Raw genomic sequence first — 22736 nt, forward strand, 5'->3', positions numbered from 1 at the left:
GCAGCCATGAACCGCGCGCTCGCCACGATCCGTCTTGCTCTCAAGATCCTGCTTGTCGCGGGCTATACCCTGCCGCTGATGGCGTGGCAGGAGATCGCGCTGCGCACGGGCTGGTGGAGCGATCGGCGCGCGCCACGCCTCTGGCACCGCCTCACGCTGCGGGTGCTCGGCATCAGGGTTCATGTTCAAGGTGCGCTGGCTGCGGAACGCCCGCTGCTCATTGCCAGTAACCACGTGTCATGGATCGACATTCTGGTTCTGGGTTCGCTGGCGGATGTGCATTTCATCGCCAAGTCCGAGGTGCGCGGCTGGCCCGTTCTGGGAGCCTTCGCCCGGCTGCAGCGCTCCGTCTTCATCGAGCGCGAGCGCAAGCAGACCGCGCCCGGCCAGGCGCGTGCGATCGCCGACAGGCTCGCCAATGGCGATCCCATGGTGCTGTTCGCGGAAGGCACGACGAGCGACGGGAGCCGCGTTCTGCCCTTCAAGAGTACTCTATTCGGCGCGGCAAGAATGGCGCTGGAAGCGCTTGAAAAGCCGCATGTGTTTGTGCAGCCAATTGCGATCGCCTACCTGCGGCGCGGCGGCCTGCCGCTCGATCGGCGTGAACGCGGCATGATTGCCTGGATTGGCGACACGGATTTCGTGCCTCATCTGAAGATGATCCTGCGTTCCGGCTCCATCGATGTGGAGGTGTGTTTCGGAACGCCCATTGCATTTGCGGCGGAGTCCGACCGCAAGGAGGTAGCGAAAGGAGCGGAGGCGCTGGTTCGCCGCATGCTGGTCGAGGCTTTGCGCCAGCGTGAATACGCCCGTGAAGATTCGCCTGTTTTTTGACGCTAAAAAACGTTAGTACGCGCTCATGGAACAAAATGTAATGCTGGAAGCTGCAGGCGGTTCTGCCGCGTTAGAGGCAAAAACGGAACGGCCCGTGGAAAAGAAGGTCTTTGTAAAGACCTATGGCTGCCAGATGAATGTGTACGATTCCCAGCGCATGACCGACGCGCTGGCGGCGGAAGGCTATCGCCCCACCGAATCGATCGAGGAGGCGGACCTCGTCCTTCTCAACACCTGCCACATTCGCGAAAAGGCGGCGGAAAAGGTATATTCGGAGCTCGGCCGCATCCGGCAGATCAAGGACGAGCGCGCCAAACAGGGCCGCGAAACGGTGATCGGCGTTGCGGGCTGCGTCGCCCAGGCTGAAGGCCGGGAAATCCTGCGGCGGGCGCCGGCGGTCGATCTTGTCATCGGCCCGCAGACCTATCATCGCCTGCCCGCCGTGCTGAGGCGCGCCCGAGCGGGCGACAAGGTGGTCGAGACCGACTACGCCATCGAGGACAAGTTCGAGCATCTGCCCGCTCCCGCGCGCAAGGCGGTGCGCAGCCGCGGTGTCACGGCTTTTCTCACCGTTCAGGAGGGGTGCGACAAGTTCTGCACCTTCTGCGTGGTTCCCTACACACGCGGCGCGGAGGTGTCCCGCCCCGTATCGCAGATCGTAGCCGAAGCGGAGCGGCTGGCGGAGGCCGGCGTGCGGGAAGTCACGCTGCTCGGCCAGAACGTCAATGCCTGGCACGGCGAAGGTCCGGACGGCAGGGAATGGGGTCTCGGCCGCCTTCTCTTCCGGCTGGCAGAAATTCCCGGGCTCGACCGTCTGCGCTATACGACCAGCCACCCGCGCGACATGGACGACGCGCTGATCGCCGCCCATCGCGATCTCGACAAGCTGATGCCCTATCTGCATCTTCCGGTGCAGGCTGGCTCTGACCGCATCCTAAAGGCCATGAACCGGCGCCACACCGCGGCCGACTATCTGCGCCTGATCGAGCGCATCCGTGCCGCGCGGCCCGACATCGCCATGTCGGGTGACTTCATCGTCGGCTTCCCCGGAGAGACGGAGGAAGACTTTCAGGACACGATGCGCATCGTGCGAGCGGTGGGCTATGCGCAGGCCTTCTCCTTCAAATATTCGCCCCGGCCTGGAACGCCGGGCGCGGAGATGGAGGATCAGGTTCCCGATGCGGTCAAGGACGACCGTCTGCAGCGCCTGCAGGCGCTGCTTACCGAACAGAGCCAGGCCTTCGCACAAAGCCTGGTGGGCCGGACGATCGACGTGCTTCTGGAGAAGCCGGGGCGCCATCCGGGCCAGCTCGTCGGCCGTTCGCCCTGGCTGCAGCCAGTCGTCGCCGACGAAAGGGCCGGAACGGTGGGGGACATCGTTCGCGTGCGCATCACGCATGCCGGCCCGAACAGCCTTCTAAGCGAGCCCGCCAGCGGGCCAGCGGAAATGACGAAGAGCCTGAAGGGAGCACACGTTTGACCGCCGGAACGGATTTCGAAAAGCGCCCCTCCGGGGCATCCGACATGGCGCACGTCGTACTGACCTTTGACAACAACAAGCTTGCGGGCAGGCTTTACGGGCCGTTCGATGAAAATCTCGCCCGCATCGAGCAGAAGCTCGGCGTGGACATCCGGTCCAAGGGAAATCAGCTCGCGATCAAGGGCGAGTCGACGGCGGCCGAACAGGCCCGCCGCGCTCTCGACTATCTCTATGGCCTTGTGCAAGGCGGCGCGGAGCTTTCCGCGTCCGAGGTGGACGGCGCGGTGCGCCTCGCGCAGGCAGCGGACGACCAGCTCAGCCTGCCGACGATGGAGTCCAGAGGCAAGCTGGCGGCGGCGCAGATTTCCACTCGCAAGCGCACGGTCTACGCCCGCTCGCCTAATCAGGACGCCTATATGCGCGCGCTGGAGCGCTCGGAACTGGTGTTTGGGATTGGTCCTGCCGGTACAGGCAAGACCTTCCTCGCCGTGGCCCATGCCGCCATGCTTCTGGAGCGCGGGATGGTGGATCGCATCGTGCTGTCGCGGCCGGCGGTGGAGGCCGGCGAGCGGCTCGGCTTCCTGCCCGGCGATATGCGCGAGAAGGTGGATCCCTATCTGCGGCCGCTCTACGATGCGCTTTATGAGATGATCCCAGCCGAGAAAGTGGAACGGGCGCTGGCCGCGGACGTGATCGAGATTGCGCCGCTCGCCTTTATGCGCGGCCGCACGCTTTCCAATGCGGTCGTCATCCTCGATGAGGCGCAGAACACCACGCCGATGCAGATGAAGATGTTCCTCACGCGACTCGGCGAGAATGGACGCATGATCGTGACCGGCGATCCGAGCCAGATCGATCTGCCTCCGAACACCAAGTCCGGGCTGATCGAGGCGCTGGACGTGCTTCGGGATGTGCCCGGCATCGTCACAGTCCGCTTCAACGAGAAGGACGTGGTGCGTCACCCGCTGGTTGCCGCGATCGTCGACGCCTATGACCGTAAGACGCCCAAGCGCCCGCCGGAACGCGAAACCGATGGCTGACGTAGCGGTACAGGCTGCAGCGGGCATTGACGTCGAGTGCATTGTCGAGGCGGGCGACTGGCCGCCGGAGGATGCCCTTCACGATATCTGCGTCCGCGCAGTGGCGGCCGCGGCAGGCCATGCGGAAGCGGCAGGCCGGGGCACGCTCACCATCCTCTTTTCGGACGATGCCGTCATCCAGGCGCTGAACGCCCGTTTCCGCGGCAAGGACAAACCAACCAACGTGCTGTCCTTTCCCGCGCCCGCCGCCGCGACCATGCCCGGCGCGCCGCGTCACATTGGCGACATTGCGCTCGCCTATGAAACAGTGGCACGCGAGGCCGAAACAGAGCGGAAGCCGTTCGAGCATCATCTCACGCACCTTGTGGTGCATGGGTTCCTTCACCTTTTCGGCTATGACCACGAGACGCCTGAAGAGGCCGAGGAAATGGAGAATCTCGAACGGCGTATTCTCGAAAGTCTTGCCATTGGCGATCCCTATGCCTAACTTTCCGGGGTCAACAACCGAAAGACGATGACAGACGTTTCCATAACTGAAGCCGCCGGCCCTCCGGACGGCGAAGCCAGCTCCCCCTCGGAAGGCGAGGACGGCTCTAGTAGACCTCCGCAACGCAACAAGCGACATTTCTCGCTGCTTGAGCGGCTTACGGGCTTTATGCGCCTGCGCAACGGCTCATCTCTGCGCGAGGATCTTGCCGACGCCCTTGCGGAAAGTACGCCGGAAACGGCGTCCTTCTCGCCCATCGAGCGGGCGATGCTCAACAACATTCTGCGCCTACGCGAACTGCGGGTGGAGGATGTCATGGTGCCGCGCGCCGACATCGAGGCGGTGGAGATCAACACCACCCTTGGCGAGCTGCTAAACGTCTTCGACCGCGGGGCGCATTCGCGCATGCCCGTCTATGCGGAAACGCTCGATGATCCGCGGGGAATGGTGCACATCCGCGATATCGTGGCGCATCTCATCCGCGCTTCGCGGCCCAAGAACGGGCGTGGACGCAAGCAGGAAGCAAACCCGCCCCTGTCGCTCGGTAATGTGGATCTCAACCGCACCATCGGCGAACTGAACATCGTCCGCCCGCTGCTCTTCGTGCCGCCCTCGATGCTGGCGTCGGACCTCATGGCGCGCATGCAGGCGAGCCGCACCCAGATGGCGCTCGTCATCGATGAATATGGCGGCACGGACGGGCTCGTCTCGCTCGAGGACATTGTGGAGATGGTCATCGGCGACATTGAGGACGAGCACGACGAGGACGAGCCGATGATCGAGAAGACCGGCGACGGCATCTTCGTCGTCGACGCGCGCGCGGAGATCGAGGATGTCGCCCGCGCGATCGGAGACGGCTTCAGCCCCGGCGAGCACGCCGAAGAGGTGGACACGATCGGCGGCATGATCTTCAACGCGCTGGGCCGCGTACCCGCGCGCGGCGAGGTGGTGCAGGCGATCCCCGGCTTCGAGTTCCATGTGCTCGATGCCGATCCGCGCCGCGTGAAGCGCGTGCGTATAGTGCAGGGCCGTACGGCCGAGCGCCGCCGCCGCATAATGAAGGCACCCGAGGCGTAGCAACTCAGCCGGTTTCGGCCATCCATCCCAACAGCGCAGCGCCGCATTTGGCGGCGCTCTTTCCGCTTGGTAAGTCTGGTGTCCTGATTCGTCTTGCGGATGGGCCCATGGAGCGACTTGCCGGACGAGTGTTTCTGTTGTGGAGCTGGCCGCGGCGGCTCGCCGCCTGCGCGGCGGGTGCAATCACCGTTCTGGCGCTCCCCCCCTTCGATTTTCCGGCGGCCGGTTTTTTCTCCTTCCCGATTCTTGTCTGGCTGCTTGACGGTACACCGGCGGCGGGAGCGGCATGGCGGCGCTTCCTGCCGGCCTTTTCCGCCGGCTGGTGGTTCGGCTTCGGCTATTTTCTCGCCGGCATGTGGTGGGTGGGTGCACCCTTTCTCCGCGACCTGGGCCTTGCCTGGGCCCTGCCCCTGGCCGTGCTCGGCCTGCCCGCGTGTCTCGCCCTGTTCTACGGTCTGGCCACGCTGATCGCCCGCCTGCTCTGGAGCGACGGCATCGGGCGCATAGCCGCGCTCGCCTTCGGCTTCGGGATTGCCGAATGGCTGCGCGGCGCGCTTCCCTGGGGCCTGGCCTGGAATGCCATCGGCCTTGCCGCCATGCCCGTGCCGCTTCTGATGCAGGGCGCGCATGTGCTGGGCGTGGCAGGGATGAGTGCGGCGGCCATTTTCGTCTATTCAACGCCTGCTCTTCTCGCGACGCGGCTTCATGCACGCGCCGGGTTGACGCTGGCGGCCATCTTGATCGCCGCCCAGCTCGGCTATGGCTATGCGCACCTGTCGATGAATCCCGAAACGGACCGCGTTCTGCGCGTCCGGCTCGTGCAGCCTGTTCCGGAGGCAGGCGGCGATTTCGACGAGACGCTGAAAACCTATCTGGAGCTGACCGCTTCTCCCGTCGCCGACGGACAGGCTTCACCCGAACTTATTCTCTGGCCGGAGCTGTCCGTCCCCTTCGTGCTTGCCGAAAGGCCGGACCTGCTCGATGCCATCGTCCGTGGCCTCAGGGATGACGAGCTGCTGATTGCCGGCACGGTGCGGCAAGAGAGCGGACCAGAGGCGGGCATGCGGCGGCTCTATAACGCAGTCGTCGCTATCAGCAAAACGGATGGGATTATCGATGGGGCAGATAAGGTAAACATTGCTCTCTTTGTCGATCACCTGCCCTTCGAAGGAATCTTTCCGGGTGCCGGGCCGGATAGTCCCCTAACGAAAACGTCGTATTCCCCCGGCAGCGCCCGGAGACTTCTTTCCGTATCAGAAAACATTGGTGCGCTGCCGCTCATCGGCACGGAGGCGGCAATTCCCGGTATTGCCGAACCTCATGCCCAAAGGGTGGACCTCATCCTCAATCCGGCCAATTATTCAGCCTTCGCCGGCCTGCCTGTCTCCTATCAGCATCTGCGCCAGGCCCAGCTTCGCGCGGTCGAGGCGGGACTCCCTCTGCTGCTTGCCATGCCGCATGGTCCGACCGCGGTCATCGATGCCCGAGGCCGTGTGATCGACGCGCTCGCAGCAAGCCGTCGCGGAATCATCGATGTCGCGGTGCCGCTGACCGAAAATGGAATGTTGCCGGGCGGCAGCAGCACCTTGCGCGGCCTTGTTTTTTCCGCAATGCTGGGGATGGTTGCGTTGTTTTTAATCATACGTGTAGGCATTCCCGAGAGTCGCGATTGACATCGGGGTGACGACCCGCACATATGATCGTGCCGACTATGCGCGCAGGTGCTGGGGGGCAGTCCCGGCTAATAGAGGGCGTGATTCCCGTCGGTATCGAATAGTCACTATGTCCCGTGCGGCGAGGGATCGATGAACAACAGCAAGAAGAGGCCGAATCCGATCGACGTTCACGTCGGAAGCCGAATCCGGCTGCGCCGGAATATGCTTGGCATCAGCCAGGAAAAGCTGGGCGAGAGCCTGGGCATAACTTTTCAACAAATTCAGAAGTATGAGAAGGGGACGAATCGCGTAGGCGCCAGCCGCCTGCAGGCGATCGCATCGATTCTCAACACCCCGGTTTCCTTCTTCTTCGATGGCGCCCCGGGCGACAGCAGCGCGCAACCTGGGCTGGCCGAGGAGAACGCGACCTATGTGGCCGATTTCCTCAACAGCTCCGAAGGCATTCAGCTCAATCGAGCCTTCGTCAAGATTGCCGACCCGAAGGTTCGGCGCCGGGTGCTCGACTTGGTAAAGGCATTGGCGGCTGATCCGTCGAGCGAGTAGCCGTCAGGTTCCCACAACTCTTGACCCTTTCGATGGCGAGTGGTTAACAGGATGCCCGCCGGCGCGGCGCTTGTGCCGGTCTTTTCTTAGAGGGGCTTTCCCGTGGCGCGCAGAACTTATCTCTTTACCAGTGAATCGGTGTCCGAAGGCCATCCGGACAAGGTGTGCGACCGCATCTCCGACGAGATTGTGGACCTCGTCTACCGGGAGGCGAAGAAGGAAGGCATGGACCCTTGGAAGGTCCGCGTGGCATGCGAGACGCTCGCAACCACGAACCGGGTCGTCATTGCCGGGGAAGTACGCGTTCCAGACAGCCTCCTGAAGCGGGACAAGCAGGGCAACATCCTGAGGGATGCCCGCGGCGAGCCGGTGATCAACCCCGCCAAGTTCCGTGCCGCGGCCCGGCGCGCGATCCGCTCGATCGGCTACGAGCAGGAGGGCTTTCACTGGAAAACGGTGAAGATCGACGTGCTGCTGCACGGCCAGTCCGCCCATATTGCGCAGGGTGTCGACAACGCGGCTGACCGCCAGGGCGAGGAAGGCGCGGGCGACCAGGGCATCATGTTCGGCTATGCCTGCCGCGAGACCCCCGATCTCATGCCGGCGCCGATCTACTATGCCCATCGCATCCTGCAGCGTCTTTCGGAGGCGCGAAAGGCTGGCGAGGGAGACGCCGCGAAGCTCGGGCCTGACGCAAAGAGCCAGGTGACGGTGCGCTATGTGGACGGCAAGCCGACCGCTGTCACCGAGATTGTGGTATCCACGCAGCACCTCGATCCCGACTGGGATTCGAAGAAGGTGCGCGAGGTGGTCGAGCCCTATGTCCGTGAGGCTCTGGCAAGCGGCGGGCTGGCGATCGCGGAGGACTGCCGGTGGTATGTCAATCCGACCGGCAAGTTCGTCATTGGCGGGCCCGATGGCGATGCGGGGCTGACCGGGCGCAAGATCATCGTCGACACCTATGGGGGTGCTGCTCCCCACGGCGGCGGTGCGTTTTCCGGCAAGGACACGACCAAGGTCGACCGCTCGGCGGCCTATGCCGCGCGCTACCTGGCGAAGAACGTGGTGGCGGCGGGACTTGCCGACCGCTGCACGATCCAGCTCGCCTATGCCATCGGTGTGGCGCAGCCTCTGGCGATCTATGTGGACCTGCACGGCACGGGCCGGGTCTCCGAAGAGGCGGTGGAGCTTGCCATCCGCCAAGTCATGGACCTGTCGCCGACGGGGATCCGCCGGCATCTTGACCTGAACAGACCGATCTACGCCAAGACCGCGGCCTACGGCCATTTCGGCCGCAAGCCCGGCGCGCGTGACGGGTCCTTCTCCTGGGAGCGGATGGACCTGGTGAAGGCGCTGAAGCAGGCGCTTGCCGCGGCGGCGTGAGGCCGAGGCGTCGCGAGCACCGGCGATCAGCTGAAGCGCCTCCGCTTGCGCCATCTCTCCGGGCAGCGCAATTCCGGGAAAGTGGAAGCCGGTTTCCGTTCGGAATTGCGCAAAATCGATACGCTTCTCCGTGTTCCCGGAACACGGAGAGGTCGAGGCCCGGGGAACTAATGCCTGAACAGCACCCAATGACCGCCCATCACCCCGAACGCTCAACGGAAGCCTTTTTCGGCCGCAGAAAAGGCAAGCGCCTGCGTCCCGGGCAGATCGCCGCGCTCGAAACACTTCTGCCCGTTTTGAAGATTGATCTCGACCGGCCCGCGCCGGAAGACATCCGTATGCTCTTTGCGCATCCCGTCAATGATGTCCGGCTGGAAATCGGCTTTGGCGGCGGCGAGCATCTGCTGGCCGAAGTGAACCGCTGCCCCGGGACGGGCTTCATCGGCGTGGAGCCCTTCGTCAACGGCGTGGCAAAGCTGCTCTCCGCTTTGGACGGCGAGCTTCCCGCCAATTTGCGCCTTTATGACGACGATGCAACCCGTCTGCTCGACTGGCTGCCGCAGGCCTCGCTGTCAGGCATAGACCTGCTCTATCCCGATCCCTGGCCGAAAAAGCGGCACTGGAAGCGACGTTTCGTCGGACCGACCAATCTCGATCGCTTCGCGCGCGTACTGAAGCCCGGCGGCATTTTCCGGTTCGCCTCCGACATCGACAGCTACGTCAACTGGACGCTGCTTCACTGCCGGGCGCACCCCGCTTTCGCATGGAAGGCCGAAAGCGCCGATGACTGGCGGCACCCCTTCGACAACTGGCCGGGCACGCGGTATGAGATGAAGGCCATACGCGAAGGCCGTAGGCCGGCCTATCTGACGTTCATCCGACTTTGATACGCTAGGCGCTAGCGGTACTTGATCTCGCGGAAGCGCTGCGGATCAATCCCGAGATTAATCAGGTCAGCATCACGCACCGGACGGCGCTCGCGCACAGCACTCGAAACGGCGATTGCGCTGCCCATCACGTCGAAGAACTGACCGACCCCGTTGAGGAAACGACGATTGCGCATGGAAGTGTACTCCTTGTTTGTACCTTCCACATAGGAAGCGCAAAGCCTTGCAGGTAGCGGCTTTTTTGCAACGCAACCATGCAGTTTGTGCAATGCAGCAAGAGCTGCGTTATGCGCTTGAAACCGGGCGGTCGGTGGTCTATATAGGGGTCAAATTCTTGGTCGCTATGACGAAGAGTGGGTCCTGCCGGTCCCGCTCTTTTTTGTTAGATTTCGCGGCCGGGCTGGGAGACTTGAGACTGCATGCAGGACGATCGCATTATCCGCGAAAACGGCCTGGAAGCCCGTGTGGCGGCGATCGTCATGCCGGTGCTTGTTGCTCTGGGCTATCGGCTTGTGCGCGTGAAGTTGACTGCTCAGGATGGCTGCACGCTGCAGATCATGGCCGAGCGCCCGGACGGCACCATGACTGTGGACGATTGCGAGGAGGTAAGCCGGGCGCTCTCGCCGGTGCTCGATGTGGAAGACCCGATCGATGGCGCGTACCAGCTCGAGATCTCCTCGCCCGGCATCGACCGCCCGCTGGTGCGGCGCGACGATTTTCAGGCGGCGGCCGGCCACCTCGCTAGGATCGAGACGTCGGTTCTGATCGGCGGCCGCAGGCGCTTCCGCGGCGAGATCAGGGAAACGACGGCCGAGGCCGTGACGCTCGAGCTCGACAAGGTGGCCGAAGGCGAGGAACCTCTTGTCGAGATTCCGCTCAATGCGATCGGCGAGGCCAAGCTGGTGCTAACGGATGCGCTCATCCGTGAGGCGCTGAGGAAGGACAAGGAAGCCCGCAAGCAACGCAAGAAAGCGCGCCGCCGCGACGTAGAGCCCGAGGAAGGCGAGGACGCAGCGACCGGGATTGAATGAGATTTTGCAGGCAGAACGGTTTGCGCCGTTCGCTTGCATCGCCGAGGAGAATGAAACATGGCAGTCAGTGCAAACAGACTGGAACTTCTGCAGATCGCCGATGCGGTGGCGCGCGAAAAGGCGATAGACAAGGAGATCGTGCTTGCGGCGATGGCCGATGCCATCCAGAAGGCCGCGCGCTCGCGCTACGGTCAGGAGACCAATATCCGCGCCGACATCAACCCGCAGACCGGCGAGATGAAGCTGCAGCGGCTTATGGAGGTGGTGGAGGAAGTCGAGGAGCCTGCCAGGCAGATTTCGCTTGCCCTTGCCCGCGCGCGCAATCCCGACGCGCAGGTGGGCGACTTCATCGCCGAGCAGCTTCCGCCCATGGATTTCGGTCGCATCGCGGCACAGTCCGCCAAGCAGGTGATTGTGCAGAAGGTGCGCGAGGCCGAGCGCGACCGCCAGTATGAGGAGTACAAGGACCGCATCGGCGAGATCGTCAACGGCACAGTGAAGCGCGTGGAATACGGCAATGTCATCGTCGATCTTGGCCGCGGCGAGGCGATCATCCGGCGTGACGAACTGATCCCGCGCGAGACCTTCAAATATGGCGATCGCGTGCGCGCCTACGTCTACGATGTGCGCCGCGAACAGCGCGGCCCGCAGATTTTCCTCTCGCGCACCCATCCGCAGTTCATGGCGAAGCTGTTCACCATGGAGGTGCCGGAAATCTACGATGGGATCATCGAGATCAAGTCGGTGGCTCGCGATCCTGGATCGCGCGCGAAGATCGCGGTGCTTAGCCACGACTCATCGATCGATCCGGTCGGCGCCTGCGTGGGCATGCGCGGTAGCCGCGTGCAGGCCGTGGTCGCGGAACTGCAGGGCGAGAAGATCGACATTATTCCCTGGAACGAGAACGCGGCGAGCTTCATCGTCAACGCGCTGCAGCCGGCCGAGGTGGCCAAGGTGGTACTTGACGAGGATGCTGAACGCATCGAGGTGGTGGTGCCGGACGACCAGCTTTCGCTGGCCATCGGCCGGCGCGGCCAGAATGTGCGCCTTGCCTCGCAGCTCACCGGCTGGGATATCGACATCCTGACGGAGGAAGAGGAATCGCAGCGCCGCCAGAAGGAGTTCGCCGAACGTTCGAAGCTCTTCATGGAGGCGCTCAACGTCGATGAGATGGTCGGCCAGGTGCTGGCCTCGGAAGGCTTCACCAGCGTGGAAGAGCTCGCCTATGTCGAGTCGAGCGAGATTTCTTCCATCGACGGGTTCGACGAGGAGACCGCCGAGGAAATCCAGAACCGCGCCCGCGAATATCTGGAGCGTATTGAGGCCGAGAACGATGAGAAGCGCAAGGCGCTTGGCGTATCTGACGAGCTGCGCGAGATTCCCGGCATCACGACGGCCATGATGGTCGCGCTCGGCGAGGACGGCGTGAAGACGATCGAGGACTTCGCGGGCTACGCCGTGGACGACCTCGTCGGCTGGCGGGAGCGCAAGGATGGCGAAAACAAGTTCTTCCCCGGCGTCCTCTCCGAGTTCGATGTCAGCCGCGCCGAGGCCGAGCAGATGGTAGTCGCCGCCCGCATGAAAATGGGCTGGATTACCGAGAACGATCTTGCCGAGGAGGAGGCGGATACGGAAGCCGAGCCGGAGGAAGGCTGAGGGCATGCCGACCGGGGGCCTTGTGAAACGCGATGAAGGAGCGCACATGTATCGTGACACGCGCGCACGGACAGCCGGGTGATCTGATCCGGTTTGTCGCGGCTCCCGACGGCACGGTCGTTGCCGATCTCAAGCGCAACCTGCCGGGCCGGGGCTGCTGGGTTGGCGCGGAAAGGAAGCTGGTCGAGAAGGCGGCGGCGAAAAATCTGTTTGCGCGAGCATTGAAGGCGCCGGTGAAGGCGCCTCCCGATCTGGCCGAACAGGTAGATTCTCTTCTCCTGCGCACCGCCCTTGGCGCACTTGGCCTTGCGCGCAAGGCCGGAGCCGTGGCATTGGGGGCGACCAAGGTTGAAACTGCCGTGCGCGGAGGCAAGGCGATAGCCGTCCTGCATGCCAGGGAAGCGTCGGAGGACGGCGTTCGCAAGCTCGCGGCGGCACGCAAAGCGGCCGCCCATGCCGCAAAAAGGCAGTTGCCGGCATACAGGCTCTTTTCGGAAGCCGAATTGAGTTTGTCATTGGGGGCGACAAATGTGATACATGCTGCCTTGCTCGATCGGGGGCCGGGCGAGGCAGCGTTGAGGCGCATCGAGGCGCTCGCTCGATACAGGGATGCCGCCCCGGACATCGAAGCGTCGAGCGCGGCGGATGCCGCAGAGGATGTGGAATGACTGATACGAAGACCGGTGACGAAAAGACGCTGAGCGTCAACCCGAAAAAGACGCTGACGTTGAAGCGGCCGGAACAGGGCACGGTACGTCAGAGCTTTTCGCATGGGCGCTCGAAGGCCGTCGTCGTCGAGACCAAGAAACGCAAGTTCACCCGGCCTGACGAGCGCGCCGAGCAGGCTGCCCCTGTGCGGGTGAAGCCGGCCGCGCCCGCCGCGCCTGCTCAGACCCGCGAAGCGCCAAGGCCCCAACAGCCCGCGCCCCAGCGCCCGGGCGTCGTGCTGAACGAGCTGTCGGCCGAGGAGATGGAGGCTCGCCGTCGGGCCTTGCAGGATTCCAAGCTGCGTGAAGCGGAAGAGCGCAAGCGCGCCGCCGAAGAAGCCGCACGCCGTGCCGAGGAAGAGGAACGCCGCCGCCGCGAGCGCGAGGAATCCGCCCGCCGTCAGGCGGAAGAGGAAGCCCGTCTGAAAGCAGAGGCCGAAGCCCGCAAGCGCGCCGAGGAAGAGGCGCGCCGCCGTGCTCCCGTCGTCGAAACCGCTCCCGAGCCCGAAATCGAGGACGAGGAGGAGGAAGAGCGCGGCCGTGGCGGCCCGAAGCGCGGGTCCCCGAAGGTCGAGGCGCCTGCCCGGCCAGCCAAGCCGCGCACCGACGAACGCCGCCGCGGCAAGCTGACGCTCAATTCCGCGCTCTCCGACGAGGAGACGCGCGCCCGCTCCCTGTCGTCGATGCGCCGCCGCCAGGAGAAGTTCAAGCGCGCGATGCACCAGGAGCCGCGCGAGAAGGTTTCGCGTGAGGTGGTGCTGCCCGAAACCATCACGATCCAGGAGCTTGCCAGCCGCATGGCCGAGCGGGCTGTGGACGTGGTGAAGTATTTCATGAAGCAGGGCCAGATGATGAAGCCCGGCGACGTGATCGACGCCGACACGGCGGAACTGGTCGCGGTGGAATTCGGCCACACGGTCAAGCGCGTCTCCGAATCGGATGTCGAGGAGGGGCTTTTCAACATTCAGGACAAGCCCGAGGACATGCGTCCGCGCCCGCCGGTCGTTACCATCATGGGTCATGTCGACCACGGCAAGACGTCGCTGCTCGACGCTATCCGCAAGGCCAATGTGGTGGCCGGCGAGGCTGGCGGCATTACCCAGCATATCGGCGCCTATCAGGTGGAGCAGGATGGCCAGATCATCACCTTCATCGACACGCCCGGCCACGAGGCCTTCACAGCCATGCGCGCCCGCGGCGCGCAAGCGACCGACATCGCGGTGCTGGTCGTGGCGGCCGATGACAGCGTGATGCCGCAGACCGTGGAGTCGATCAATCACGCCAAAGCGGCAAACGTGCCGATCATCGTGGCGATCAACAAAATCGACAAGCCCGAGGCCAATCCTCAGAAGGTGCGCACGGAGCTGCTCCAGCATGAGGTCTTCGTGGAATCCATGGGCGGCGAGGTGCTGGACGTCGAGGTCTCCGCCGTCAAGGGCACCAATCTCGACAAGCTGCTGGAAGCCATTCTCCTGCAGGCCGAGATCCTGGAGCTGAAGGCCAATCCCAACCGCACCGCTGAAGGCGTTGTCATCGAGGCCAAGCTCGACCGCGGGCGCGGTCCCGTGGCCACCGTTCTCGTGCAGGCTGGCACCCTGAAGCCCGGCGACATCATCGTTGCGGGCAACGAATGGGGACGCGTGCGCGCTCTCGTCAACGAACGCGGCGAGCATCTGAAAGCCGCTCCGCCCTCCACGCCGGTCGAGATTCTAGGCTTGCAGGGCACGCCGCAGGCGGGCGACCGCTTCGCGGTTGTCGGCAATGAGGCGAAGGCGCGCGAAATCTCCGAATACCGCCAGCGCAAGGCACGCGAGCGTGCCGTGGCGCGGCAGGCGGGAAGCCGCGGCTCGCTCGAACAGATGATGTCGCAGCTCCAGTCCTCCGGCGTGAAGGAGTTCCCGCTCATCGTCAAGGGCGACGTGCAGGGCTCGATCGAAGCGATCGTGAACGCAATCGAAAAGCTCGGGACCGAGGAGGTGCGCGCGCGCATCGTCCATTCCGGCGCTGGTGCGATCACCGAGAGCGACGTGTCGCTGGCCGAGACGTCGAACGCCGCCATCATCGGCTTCAACGTCCGTGCCAACAAGCAGGCGCGCACGGCGGCCGAGCAGGCGGGGATCGAGATCCGCTACTACAACATCATCTACGACCTGGTGGACGACATCAAGGCGGCCATGTCCGGCCTTCTGTCACCCGAGCGCCGCGAGACCTTCCTTGGCAATGCCGAGATTCTCGAGGTCTTCAACATCACCAAGGTCGGCAAGGTGGCGGGCTGCCGCGTGACCGAAGGCAAGGTGGAGCGTGGCGCGGGCGTGCGCCTCATCCGCGACAATGTCGTGATCCACGAAGGCAAGCTGAAGACGCTGAAGCGCTTCAAGGACGAGGTCTCGGAGGTCCCTGCCGGCCAGGAATGCGGCATGGCCTTCGAGAACTACGAGGACATCCGGGTAGGCGACGTGATCGAAGCCTACCGCGTCGAGATGGTGACGCGTACGCTGTAAAGAGATGCATAGGACCGGCGGCCGCCTTTCCGCGGCCGCCGGTCCTATTGCCGGGCGACCGTTGCCCTTGCGCGGCAGGTGCCTGGTATCATGCAGCCGTGTTGTCCGCCGTTTTCAATAACGACTGAACCGCCATGTCTCCTTCCATCCCATCCCAGCGCCAGCTTCGCGTCGGCGAACAGGCCCGCCACGCGCTTGCGCAACTGCTGCAGCGGGGCGAGGTTCGTGATCCGGCTGTGGAGGGCGTGGTCGTTTCCGTAACCGAGGTGCGCATGTCGCCAGACCTCAGGATCGCCACCGCCTACGTCTCGCCGCTCGGCGTCAAGGACAAGGACGCGGTCATCAGCGCCCTGAACCGCAATGCGCGCTTCATCCGCGGTAGGGTCACGCCCGCGCTCAGGCAGTTGAAATACATGCCGGAATTTCGCTTCCGGCTCGACACCAGCTACGAGAACTTCGACAAGATCGACCGGCTGCTGAAGTCGCCCGAGGTGGCGCGTGATCTCGGCCGTGACGAGGAGAACAAGAAATGAGAGCGGCCATGAGCAGGAATCCCGCCGTTTCCCCGCGCCGCGCCGGCGGGCGCGATCTTGAGCCGGTTGTGAACGGTGCAGGTGGAACGACCGCAAATTTTCCCCGCAACTTCTCTGTCGGGCAGAAGGGGATCGAATAGTGGCGCGGCGTGGAAACAAGAAGGGACGGCCGGTTTCGGGCTGGCTGGTGCTCGACAAGCCCGTGGGCATGGGCTCGACGGAGGCCGTGTCCAAGGTGAAGTGGCTGTTTGCAGCACAGAAGGCGGGGCACGCCGGCACGCTCGACCCGCTTGCCTCCGGAATGCTGCCGATCGCGCTCGGCGAGGCGACCAAGACCGTTCCCTTCGTGATGGAGGGCGCGAAGGTCTACCGCTTCACCATCGCCTGGGGCGAGGAGCGTTCGACCGACGACCTCGAAGGGCCGGTGGTGCAGTCATCGGACAAGCGCCCGACCGAAGCGGAAATACGCAATCTCCTGCCGCGCTACACCGGGCTCATCATGCAGACCCCGCCGCAGTTTTCCGCCGTGAAAGTGGCTGGCGAGCGTGCCTATGATCTTGCGCGCGAAGGCGCCACGGTGGAAATCGCAGCCCGCGAGGTGGAAATCGCCAGGCTCGATCTCATCGACATCCCGGACCCTGGAAGCGCGGTACTGGAGGTGGAATGCGGCAAGGGCACCTATGTGCGCTCACTCGCGCGCGACATGGGCCGTGACCTGGGCTGCTACGGGCATGTGGCTGCCCTGCGACGCACGGAAGTCTATCCCTTCGAGGCGAGCCAGATGATCCCGCTTGAGATGCTTGAAAAAATCGCCAGGGATGCTGCGGACGAGCGGGAGCGCTTTGCCGCGCTCGACGCGATGCTGCTCGACCCCGCTGCCGCCCTCGAGGGGCTTCCGGAAATAATCCTTTCCGACGATGCCGCGGCCCGCCTGCGGCTCGGCAACCCTGTCATTCTGCGTGGCCGCGACGCGCCGGTAGAGGCGCCGGAGGCCTGGGCAAGCGCGCGCGGGCGGCTTGTGGCCATCGGCGCGATCGAGGCAGGCATGTTCAAGCCGAAGCGCGTGTTTTCTAGCTGATCTGCGGGCCGAACCTGCGTTTTCCAACGCTTTGGCCGCTTGCATTGCAACACTTGACCGAGTTTCGCATTAAGATGCGGGTTGGACACGTGCAACGGCAAGGGGCGACGTGGAAAAGAGTGCTGACAGCCCTGATACGAAACTCGGCTTCAGGAAACGTTTAAGTGGCCTTCTGACCGGGCCGAAGCCCATTGGCTTCTTCCTCTTCCTGCTGATCCTGGTGACCACCCTTCCCGCGCTGGCGGTCGCCTTCGTGCTTTTGCAGCGGAACGATGCCGCCCAGCGGGAGGTGGTGGAGACGCTTTCGGAAGCCATGGCCGGATCGATCGCCGAGACGATCGACCGGGAATTAAGCGGCATGGTGACCACGCTGCGCGTGCTGTCCACCACTCCTTCACTTGCTTCCGGCCGCTATAAAGATTTCTACGAGCGGGCGAAATCAGCACTGGCCGGCAGCGGAACCTATCTCGTCCTGCTCGACGAGAATTTCGACCAGATTCTCAACACCCGCGTCCCCTACGGAACGCCGCTCGGACCGGTTTCCGATCCCGAGCCGGTGCGCCGCGCCCTCGACGCGCGAGCGGCGGTTATTTCCGGCGTTTTTTTCGAGGAGACCGCCGAGCGCTGGGGGTTCAACGTCATCCTTCCCTACGTGCCGGAGGGCAAACCGCCGCGCGTACTCATGCTGACGCGCGATGCGGAGTCCATCGCCAACACCTTATCCCAGCAGATGTTGCGCGGCGGCTGGAACGCCTCCCTGGTCGACGCGAACGGCCTCGTCATCGCGTCCTCCTTCATGTCGACCAATGTGGGCAAGCCCTTCTTTCTCGACCTCAACGCAGGCTCGCCGCAGATCGCTCGTCTGTCCAACAATATGGCGCCTGCATCCTTCGTCGCAATCACCGACGAGTCGGCGTTCAGCGGCTGGAAAGTCGTCGTATGGGCGCCCACCGCCTCCATCGAGCGGCCGATGCGCCGTACCCTTTGGCAGCTTCTTGCCGGCAGCTTCATCGTCATCGCGCTCAGCGCCGGAACCGCCTGGTTCCTGGGCCGGCGCATCGCAAGGCCCGTGCGCAATCTGGCCCATGACGCACACCGGCTCGGTGCGGGCGAAATGGTAAAAGCCGTGCCTTATCCGATTGCCGAGGTGGCGACCGTCTCGGCGGCGCTGGCCGAGGCCTCGATCGATCGCAGGGCGGCAGAAAACGACATCCGTCTCCTGATGCGGGAGGTGGCGCATCGGGCCAAGAACCAGCTCACCGTCGTCGCATCCATGGCCAAGCAGACGGCGCGCAGCGCCCGCTCGCTGCCCAGCTTCCTCGATTCCTTCCAGAAGCGGCTCTATGGCCTCGCCCGTTCGACCGACCTTTTGATCGCCGGCGGCGCCAGCGGCGTGGATCTCCGCGAGCTGCTCATCGCCCAGATCGAGCCGTTCCGTCCTGAAGATCCGAAGCGGCTGGAGCTTTCCGGCCCTTCCGTGCGGCTCGCCAACCAGGCCGCGCAGACCATAGGGCTAGCCGTCCATGAGCTGGCGACGAATGCCGCCAAGTATGGCGCCTTCGCCGCCCGCGGAGGGTATCTCAGAGTTTCATGGCAGATCGAAGAGGATGTGCTGGTCATCGTCTGGCGGGAGCATCTGCAGCGTCTCAGGCGCAGGCCCGTCAAGCGCGGCTTCGGCACCGAAATCATCGAGCGCATGCTCGGCGGCACGCTGGATGCCGAAATATCGCGCACCTTCCATCGCGACGGGCTGGAATGCGTTTTCCGCATTCCGGCAGACCGCATCCTGCCGGAGCGGCCTCCGCCGGCGTCTGCCGCTCCCGGCGCCTGAGAGGGCGCACGTTATTTCGGCTGGCAATTGCGGTCATTATGCACTATATGCGCCGCATTGTGGCGCGCCTCGCGCCGCGCAAATGGCCCTGGCTGGCCGACATCCCGGCTATGGGCGGCCTTGTTTCCTCAATAGAGAAAGGACGTTTGATGTCGATTACTGCCGAGCGCAAGCAGGAGATTCTGAAGGAATTCGCGACCGCCAAGGGCGACACCGGCTCGCCGGAGGTCCAGGTTGCACTCCTGACCGAGCGCATCAAGAACCTGACCGAGCATTTCAAGGATCACCAGAAGGACAACCACTCTCGCCGTGGTCTGTTGAAGCTCGTCTCGCAGCGCCGCCGTCTGCTCGACTATCTGAAGCGGAAGGACGAAAGCCGCTATCAGACGCTGATCGAGCGGCTCGGGCTGCGTCGCTGATTCGGACGGCGGGCGCCCTGAGTGGTGCCCGCCGGCCGGTCATGCCGGGGTGCAAGGCACCGCGGCAAAAGCATTCTGGTCAGGGATGTCCGGAATGCTGCCGATGGACAGGTCATGGGGCAGGATTGCAGGATGCTTGTGGACGCCCCGGTAGCGCCCAGCCTCGACAAGCACCCCGTTGTCTTGCCCGTGACTCGTCCTGAACGAAGTCAGAGGGATGCCACGCGCTGCGGAACGGTGCAGGCCCCTCGCCACATAAGGACAAGTCATGTTCAAACAGCACAAGGTTGAAATTGACTGGGGTGGGCGTCCGCTTACCCTAGAAACTGGCAAGGTGGCACGGCAGGCCGATGGAGCCGTGCTTGCGACCTATGGTGAAACGGTGGTGCTCGCCACCGTCGTCTCCGCCAAGGAGCCGAAGCCCGGCCTCGACTTTTTCCCGCTCACCGTGAACTATCAGGAAAAGACTTTCGCGGCCGGCAAGATTCCCGGCGGCTATTTCAAACGCGAAGGTCGGCCGAGCGAGAGGGAGACGCTGGTCTCCCGCCTGATTGACCGGCCGATCCGGCCGCTCTTCGTCGAAGGCTACAAGAACGACACCCAGGTGATCGTCACGGTGCTCCAGCACGATCTGGAGAACGATCCCGACATCGTGTCCATGGTCGCTGCCTCCGCCGCCCTCACCCTTTCGGGCGTTCCCTTCATGGGCCCCATCGGAGCGGCGCGCGTCGGCTATATCGGCGGCGAGTACGTGCTCAACCCGCACATAGACGAGATGGAGGAAAGCAAGCTCGATCTCGTCGTGGCGGGCACGAGCGATGCGGTCCTGATGGTGGAATCGGAAGCGCACGAGCTTTCCGAGGAGGTCATGCTCGGGGCCGTCATGTTCGGCCACAAGAATTTCCAGAGCGTCATCAACGCCATCATCAAGCTCGCCGAGGTCGCCGCCAAGGAGCCGCGCGAATTTCTGCCGGAGGATCTTTCCGAGCTTGAGAGCGAGATGCTGAAGGTGATCGAGGCCGACCTCAGGGAAGCCTACAAGATCACCGACAAGCAGCAGCGCTATGCCGCCGTGGACGCGGTGAAGGCGAAGGCGAAAGAAGTCTTCCTGCCGGAGGGCGCGGAAGAAGCCAAATGGACTCCGGAGCAGGTGGCCGCCGTCTTCAAGGCGTTGCAGGCCAAGATCGTGCGCTGGAACATTTTGGACACGGGCACGCGCATCGACGGTCGCGACCTGAAGAGCGTCCGGCCCATCGTGGCGGAAGTCGGCGTGCTGCCGCGCACGCACGGTTCGGCGCTGTTCACCCGCGGTGAAACCCAGGCGCTGGTGGTCGCAACGCTCGGAACCGGTGAGGACGAGCAGTATGTGGATGCCCTGACCGGCACCTACAAGGAAACCTTCCTGCTGCACTACAACTTCCCGCCCTACTCTGTGGGCGAGACGGGGCGCCTGGGATCGCCGGGACGCCGGGAGATTGGGCACGGCAAGCTCGCATGGCGGGCAGTCCATCCGCTCCTGCCCTCGCAGGAACAGTTCCCCTACACGGTGCGCGTGGTTTCCGAAATCACGGAGTCCAACGGCTCCTCCTCCATGGCGACGGTTTGCGGAACCTCCCTCGCGCTGATGGATGCGGGCGTGCCGATCTCCAGGCCGGTGGCCGGTATCGCCATGGGCCTGATCAAGGAGGGCGACCGTTTTGCGGTGCTCTCGGATATTCTGGGTGACGAGGACCATCTGGGCGACATGGACTTCAAGGTCGCCGGTACCGCCCAAGGCGTGACGTCGCTCCAGATGGACATCAAGATCACAGGCATTACCGAGGAGATCATGCAGGTCGCCCTTGCCCAGGCCCGGGAGGGACGGCTGCACATTCTCGGCGAGATGAGCAAGGCGCTTTCGGAAAGCCGCAGCGAACTCGGCGAATTCGCCCCGCGCATCGAGGTGATGCACATCCCGACCGACAAGATCCGCGACGTGATCGGGTCGGGCGGCAAGGTCATCCGGGAGATCGTGGAAAAGACCGGCGCGAAGATCGACATCTCCGACGACGGCACGGTGAAGATCGCTTCCTCCAGCCTGAAGGAGATCGAAGCGGCCCGCAAATGGATCCACTCCATCACGGCCGAGCCGGAAGTGGGTGAGATCTACGAAGGCACGGTGGTGAAGACGGCGGACTTTGGCGCCTTCGTGAACTTCTTCGGTCCGCGGGACGGCCTGGTCCACATTTCGCAGCTCGCGCCCGAGCGCGTGCAGAAGACGACCGACGTCGTCAAGGAAGGCGACAAGGTCTTCGTCAAGCTCATGGGCTTCGATGAGCGCGGGAAGGTGCGACTGTCGATGAAAGCCGTCGACCAGAAGACCGGCAAGGAAATAAAGCCGGAAAAGAAGGAAGCGACCGAAGAGGTCGAAAGCTGACTCCATCTCCCTTGACGGAGTTTGAGCGGGCGCGGCCATCACCGCGCCCGCTCGTTTATGCGGTGCCCGGTACAGCGCTTCCCGAGTGATCTGATGTAGGGCCTGGCGCCGTTCTCATACGTTGCTATAGAGCCTGCATGAACGAAGCCCTTCCCACTCTGCTCTTCCCCTTTGAGCGTGGCCTGTTCGATGCTCCGGGCGCGGGCGAGCGCGTCCTTTTTCTTGGCGCTCCCGCCGGGCTCCGCCTACCATCAGATTTTTTTGTGGCGGATTTCCTGCTCGTGCAGGATTTCCGGGCCGACTATCTAGCGCTGGAAAAGGCGGGGTTTTCCGTCGTGCCGCAGGCCGAAGGCAAAGGTTTCGATACGGCATTCGTCCTTCTCGGGCGTCACCGGCGGGAGAATGAGATGCGCCTTGCCGATGCGCTTCGCCGCGTCCGGCCCGGTGGGCAGATCATTGCCGCGGGCACCAAGCGGGACGGCGCGCAAAGCCTTGCCCGGCACATTGAGGAATTGCTGCCAGTTCAGGACCGTCTGTCGAAGCACCATGGCATCGTGTTCCGGCTGTTCCGCCCAGAAACGCTGAGTGACGACATTCCTGCCGCGCTCGCCGCCCCGGCGCGGACAACGCCTGAAGGGTACGAGACGGCGGTCGGCGGCTTTTCGGAAGGCACGGTCGATCCGGGGTCTCGCCTTCTGTCGGACAGCCTGCCGCCGTACATCAAAGGTACAGCGGCCGATTTTGCTGCCGGCTGGGGGTATCTCTCACTTCGGCTGGCCGAAAGATTTCCCCTCGATGCGCTCGATCTCTACGAGGCGCACAGTTCGTCCCTCGCGGCAGCGCGCCGCAATCTCGCCGCACATGCGCCGCAGGTGGCATGCCGCTTTCTGTGGCATGATCTGACAAGCGAGCCGGTCGAACGCCGCTATGACGTGATCGTCATGAATCCGCCTTTTCATCGCAGCCGCGCCGCCGAGCCCGATATAGGCCAGCGCATGATCGAGGTGGCCGCAGGCGCGCTTCAAAACGGCGGACGGCTGTTTCTGGTCGCCAATCGCGGGCTGCCCTACGAGCCGGTCATGGAGGCGGTGTTTACGCAACACGGCGAAATCCGCCGCGACGAAACCTACAAGGTGCTCTGGGGGCGGAAATAACTC

At 64.0% G+C, this 22736-nt stretch carries 20 protein-coding genes; 19 read left to right on the forward strand and 1 reads right to left on the reverse strand.

Features of this window, described 5'->3' with window-relative positions:
• The first annotated feature begins 6 nt into the window (after nucleotides 1–6).
• The 9 genes from olsA to trmB all read left to right on the forward strand — a co-directional run bounded on the left by olsA (nucleotide 7) and on the right by trmB (nucleotide 9407).
• Nucleotides 7–834, forward strand: a complete 828-nt coding sequence (gene olsA / locus NYR54_RS17145; protein ID WP_261516944.1) for a lyso-ornithine lipid O-acyltransferase — start codon at nucleotides 7–9, stop codon at nucleotides 832–834.
• A 40-nt stretch (nucleotides 835–874) separates the two neighbouring features.
• A complete protein-coding gene (gene miaB / locus NYR54_RS17150) occupies nucleotides 875–2314 on the forward strand; it encodes a tRNA (N6-isopentenyl adenosine(37)-C2)-methylthiotransferase MiaB (protein WP_261516945.1) in 1440 nt (479 codons plus the stop codon).
• A 44-nt stretch (nucleotides 2315–2358) separates the two neighbouring features.
• Nucleotides 2359–3354 carry a PhoH family protein gene (locus NYR54_RS17155; RefSeq protein WP_261516965.1) on the forward strand — a complete coding sequence of 332 codons (996 nt, stop codon included), beginning with the start codon at nucleotides 2359–2361 and terminating at the stop codon, nucleotides 3352–3354.
• A complete protein-coding gene (ybeY, locus tag NYR54_RS17160) occupies nucleotides 3347–3841 on the forward strand; it encodes an rRNA maturation RNase YbeY (RefSeq protein ID WP_261516946.1) in 495 nt (164 codons plus the stop codon). Before NYR54_RS17155 ends, ybeY begins: the two co-directional genes overlap by 8 nt.
• A 42-nt stretch (nucleotides 3842–3883) precedes the next feature.
• Nucleotides 3884–4918 (forward strand): hemolysin family protein, encoded by a 1035-nt coding sequence (locus tag NYR54_RS17165; RefSeq protein ID WP_423738637.1) that lies wholly within the window; start codon nucleotides 3884–3886, stop codon nucleotides 4916–4918.
• A 107-nt stretch (nucleotides 4919–5025) separates the two neighbouring features.
• Nucleotides 5026–6591, forward strand: a complete 1566-nt coding sequence (gene lnt, locus NYR54_RS17170; RefSeq protein WP_261516947.1) for an apolipoprotein N-acyltransferase — start codon at nucleotides 5026–5028, stop codon at nucleotides 6589–6591.
• A 132-nt stretch (nucleotides 6592–6723) separates the two neighbouring features.
• The gene (locus tag NYR54_RS17175) at nucleotides 6724–7137 is read left to right on the forward strand and encodes a helix-turn-helix domain-containing protein (protein ID WP_261516948.1); all 414 of its coding nucleotides are present in this window, start codon (nucleotides 6724–6726) and stop codon (nucleotides 7135–7137) included.
• Between the two features lie 102 nt (nucleotides 7138–7239).
• Nucleotides 7240–8520, forward strand: a complete 1281-nt coding sequence (gene metK / locus NYR54_RS17180; RefSeq protein ID WP_261516949.1) for a methionine adenosyltransferase — start codon at nucleotides 7240–7242, stop codon at nucleotides 8518–8520.
• A 188-nt stretch (nucleotides 8521–8708) separates the two neighbouring features.
• Nucleotides 8709–9407, forward strand: a complete 699-nt coding sequence (gene trmB / locus NYR54_RS17185) for a tRNA (guanine(46)-N(7))-methyltransferase TrmB (RefSeq protein ID WP_261516950.1) — start codon at nucleotides 8709–8711, stop codon at nucleotides 9405–9407.
• Between the two features lie 11 nt (nucleotides 9408–9418).
• Here trmB and NYR54_RS17190 read toward each other — a convergent pair whose 3' ends face one another.
• Nucleotides 9419–9583 (reverse strand): hypothetical protein, encoded by a 165-nt coding sequence (locus tag NYR54_RS17190; RefSeq protein WP_261516951.1) that lies wholly within the window; start codon nucleotides 9581–9583, stop codon nucleotides 9419–9421.
• A 243-nt stretch (nucleotides 9584–9826) separates the two neighbouring features.
• Between NYR54_RS17190 and rimP the strand changes: the two genes are divergently transcribed.
• From rimP to NYR54_RS17240, 10 genes are all read left to right on the forward strand, one after another.
• The gene (gene rimP / locus NYR54_RS17195; RefSeq protein WP_261516952.1) at nucleotides 9827–10438 is read left to right on the forward strand and encodes a ribosome maturation factor RimP; all 612 of its coding nucleotides are present in this window, start codon (nucleotides 9827–9829) and stop codon (nucleotides 10436–10438) included.
• Nucleotides 10439–10495: 57 nt separating this feature from the next.
• Nucleotides 10496–12094 carry a transcription termination factor NusA gene (gene nusA / locus NYR54_RS17200; protein ID WP_261516953.1) on the forward strand — a complete coding sequence of 533 codons (1599 nt, stop codon included), beginning with the start codon at nucleotides 10496–10498 and terminating at the stop codon, nucleotides 12092–12094.
• A gap of 32 nt (nucleotides 12095–12126) precedes the next feature.
• Nucleotides 12127–12762, forward strand: coding sequence for an RNA-binding protein (locus NYR54_RS17205; protein ID WP_261516954.1), 636 nt, complete (start codon nucleotides 12127–12129; stop codon nucleotides 12760–12762).
• Entirely contained in the window at nucleotides 12759–15302 is a 2544-nt protein-coding gene (gene infB / locus NYR54_RS17210) for a translation initiation factor IF-2 (protein WP_261516955.1), read from the forward strand. The genes NYR54_RS17205 and infB overlap by 4 nt, the downstream gene beginning before the upstream one ends.
• Before the next feature lie 134 nt (nucleotides 15303–15436).
• Nucleotides 15437–15835: a 30S ribosome-binding factor RbfA gene (gene rbfA, locus NYR54_RS17215; protein WP_261516956.1), complete on the forward strand. Its 399-nt coding sequence runs from the start codon at nucleotides 15437–15439 to the stop codon at nucleotides 15833–15835.
• Between the two features lie 139 nt (nucleotides 15836–15974).
• Nucleotides 15975–16913: a tRNA pseudouridine(55) synthase TruB gene (gene truB, locus NYR54_RS17220; RefSeq protein WP_261516957.1), complete on the forward strand. Its 939-nt coding sequence runs from the start codon at nucleotides 15975–15977 to the stop codon at nucleotides 16911–16913.
• Nucleotides 16914–17022: 109 nt separating this feature from the next.
• Entirely contained in the window at nucleotides 17023–18744 is a 1722-nt protein-coding gene (locus NYR54_RS17225; protein WP_261516958.1) for a sensor histidine kinase, read from the forward strand.
• A gap of 149 nt (nucleotides 18745–18893) precedes the next feature.
• A complete protein-coding gene (gene rpsO, locus NYR54_RS17230; RefSeq protein WP_261516967.1) occupies nucleotides 18894–19163 on the forward strand; it encodes a 30S ribosomal protein S15 in 270 nt (89 codons plus the stop codon).
• Nucleotides 19164–19431: 268 nt separating this feature from the next.
• Nucleotides 19432–21579, forward strand: a complete 2148-nt coding sequence (gene pnp / locus NYR54_RS17235) for a polyribonucleotide nucleotidyltransferase (protein ID WP_261516959.1) — start codon at nucleotides 19432–19434, stop codon at nucleotides 21577–21579.
• 137 nt (nucleotides 21580–21716) lie between these two features.
• Nucleotides 21717–22733 carry a class I SAM-dependent methyltransferase gene (locus tag NYR54_RS17240; protein WP_261516960.1) on the forward strand — a complete coding sequence of 339 codons (1017 nt, stop codon included), beginning with the start codon at nucleotides 21717–21719 and terminating at the stop codon, nucleotides 22731–22733.
• The last annotated feature ends 3 nt before the right edge of the window (nucleotides 22734–22736 follow it).

The organism is Chelativorans petroleitrophicus (assembly GCF_025398195.1).
Classification (GTDB): Bacteria; Pseudomonadota; Alphaproteobacteria; order Rhizobiales; family Rhizobiaceae; genus Chelativorans; species Chelativorans petroleitrophicus.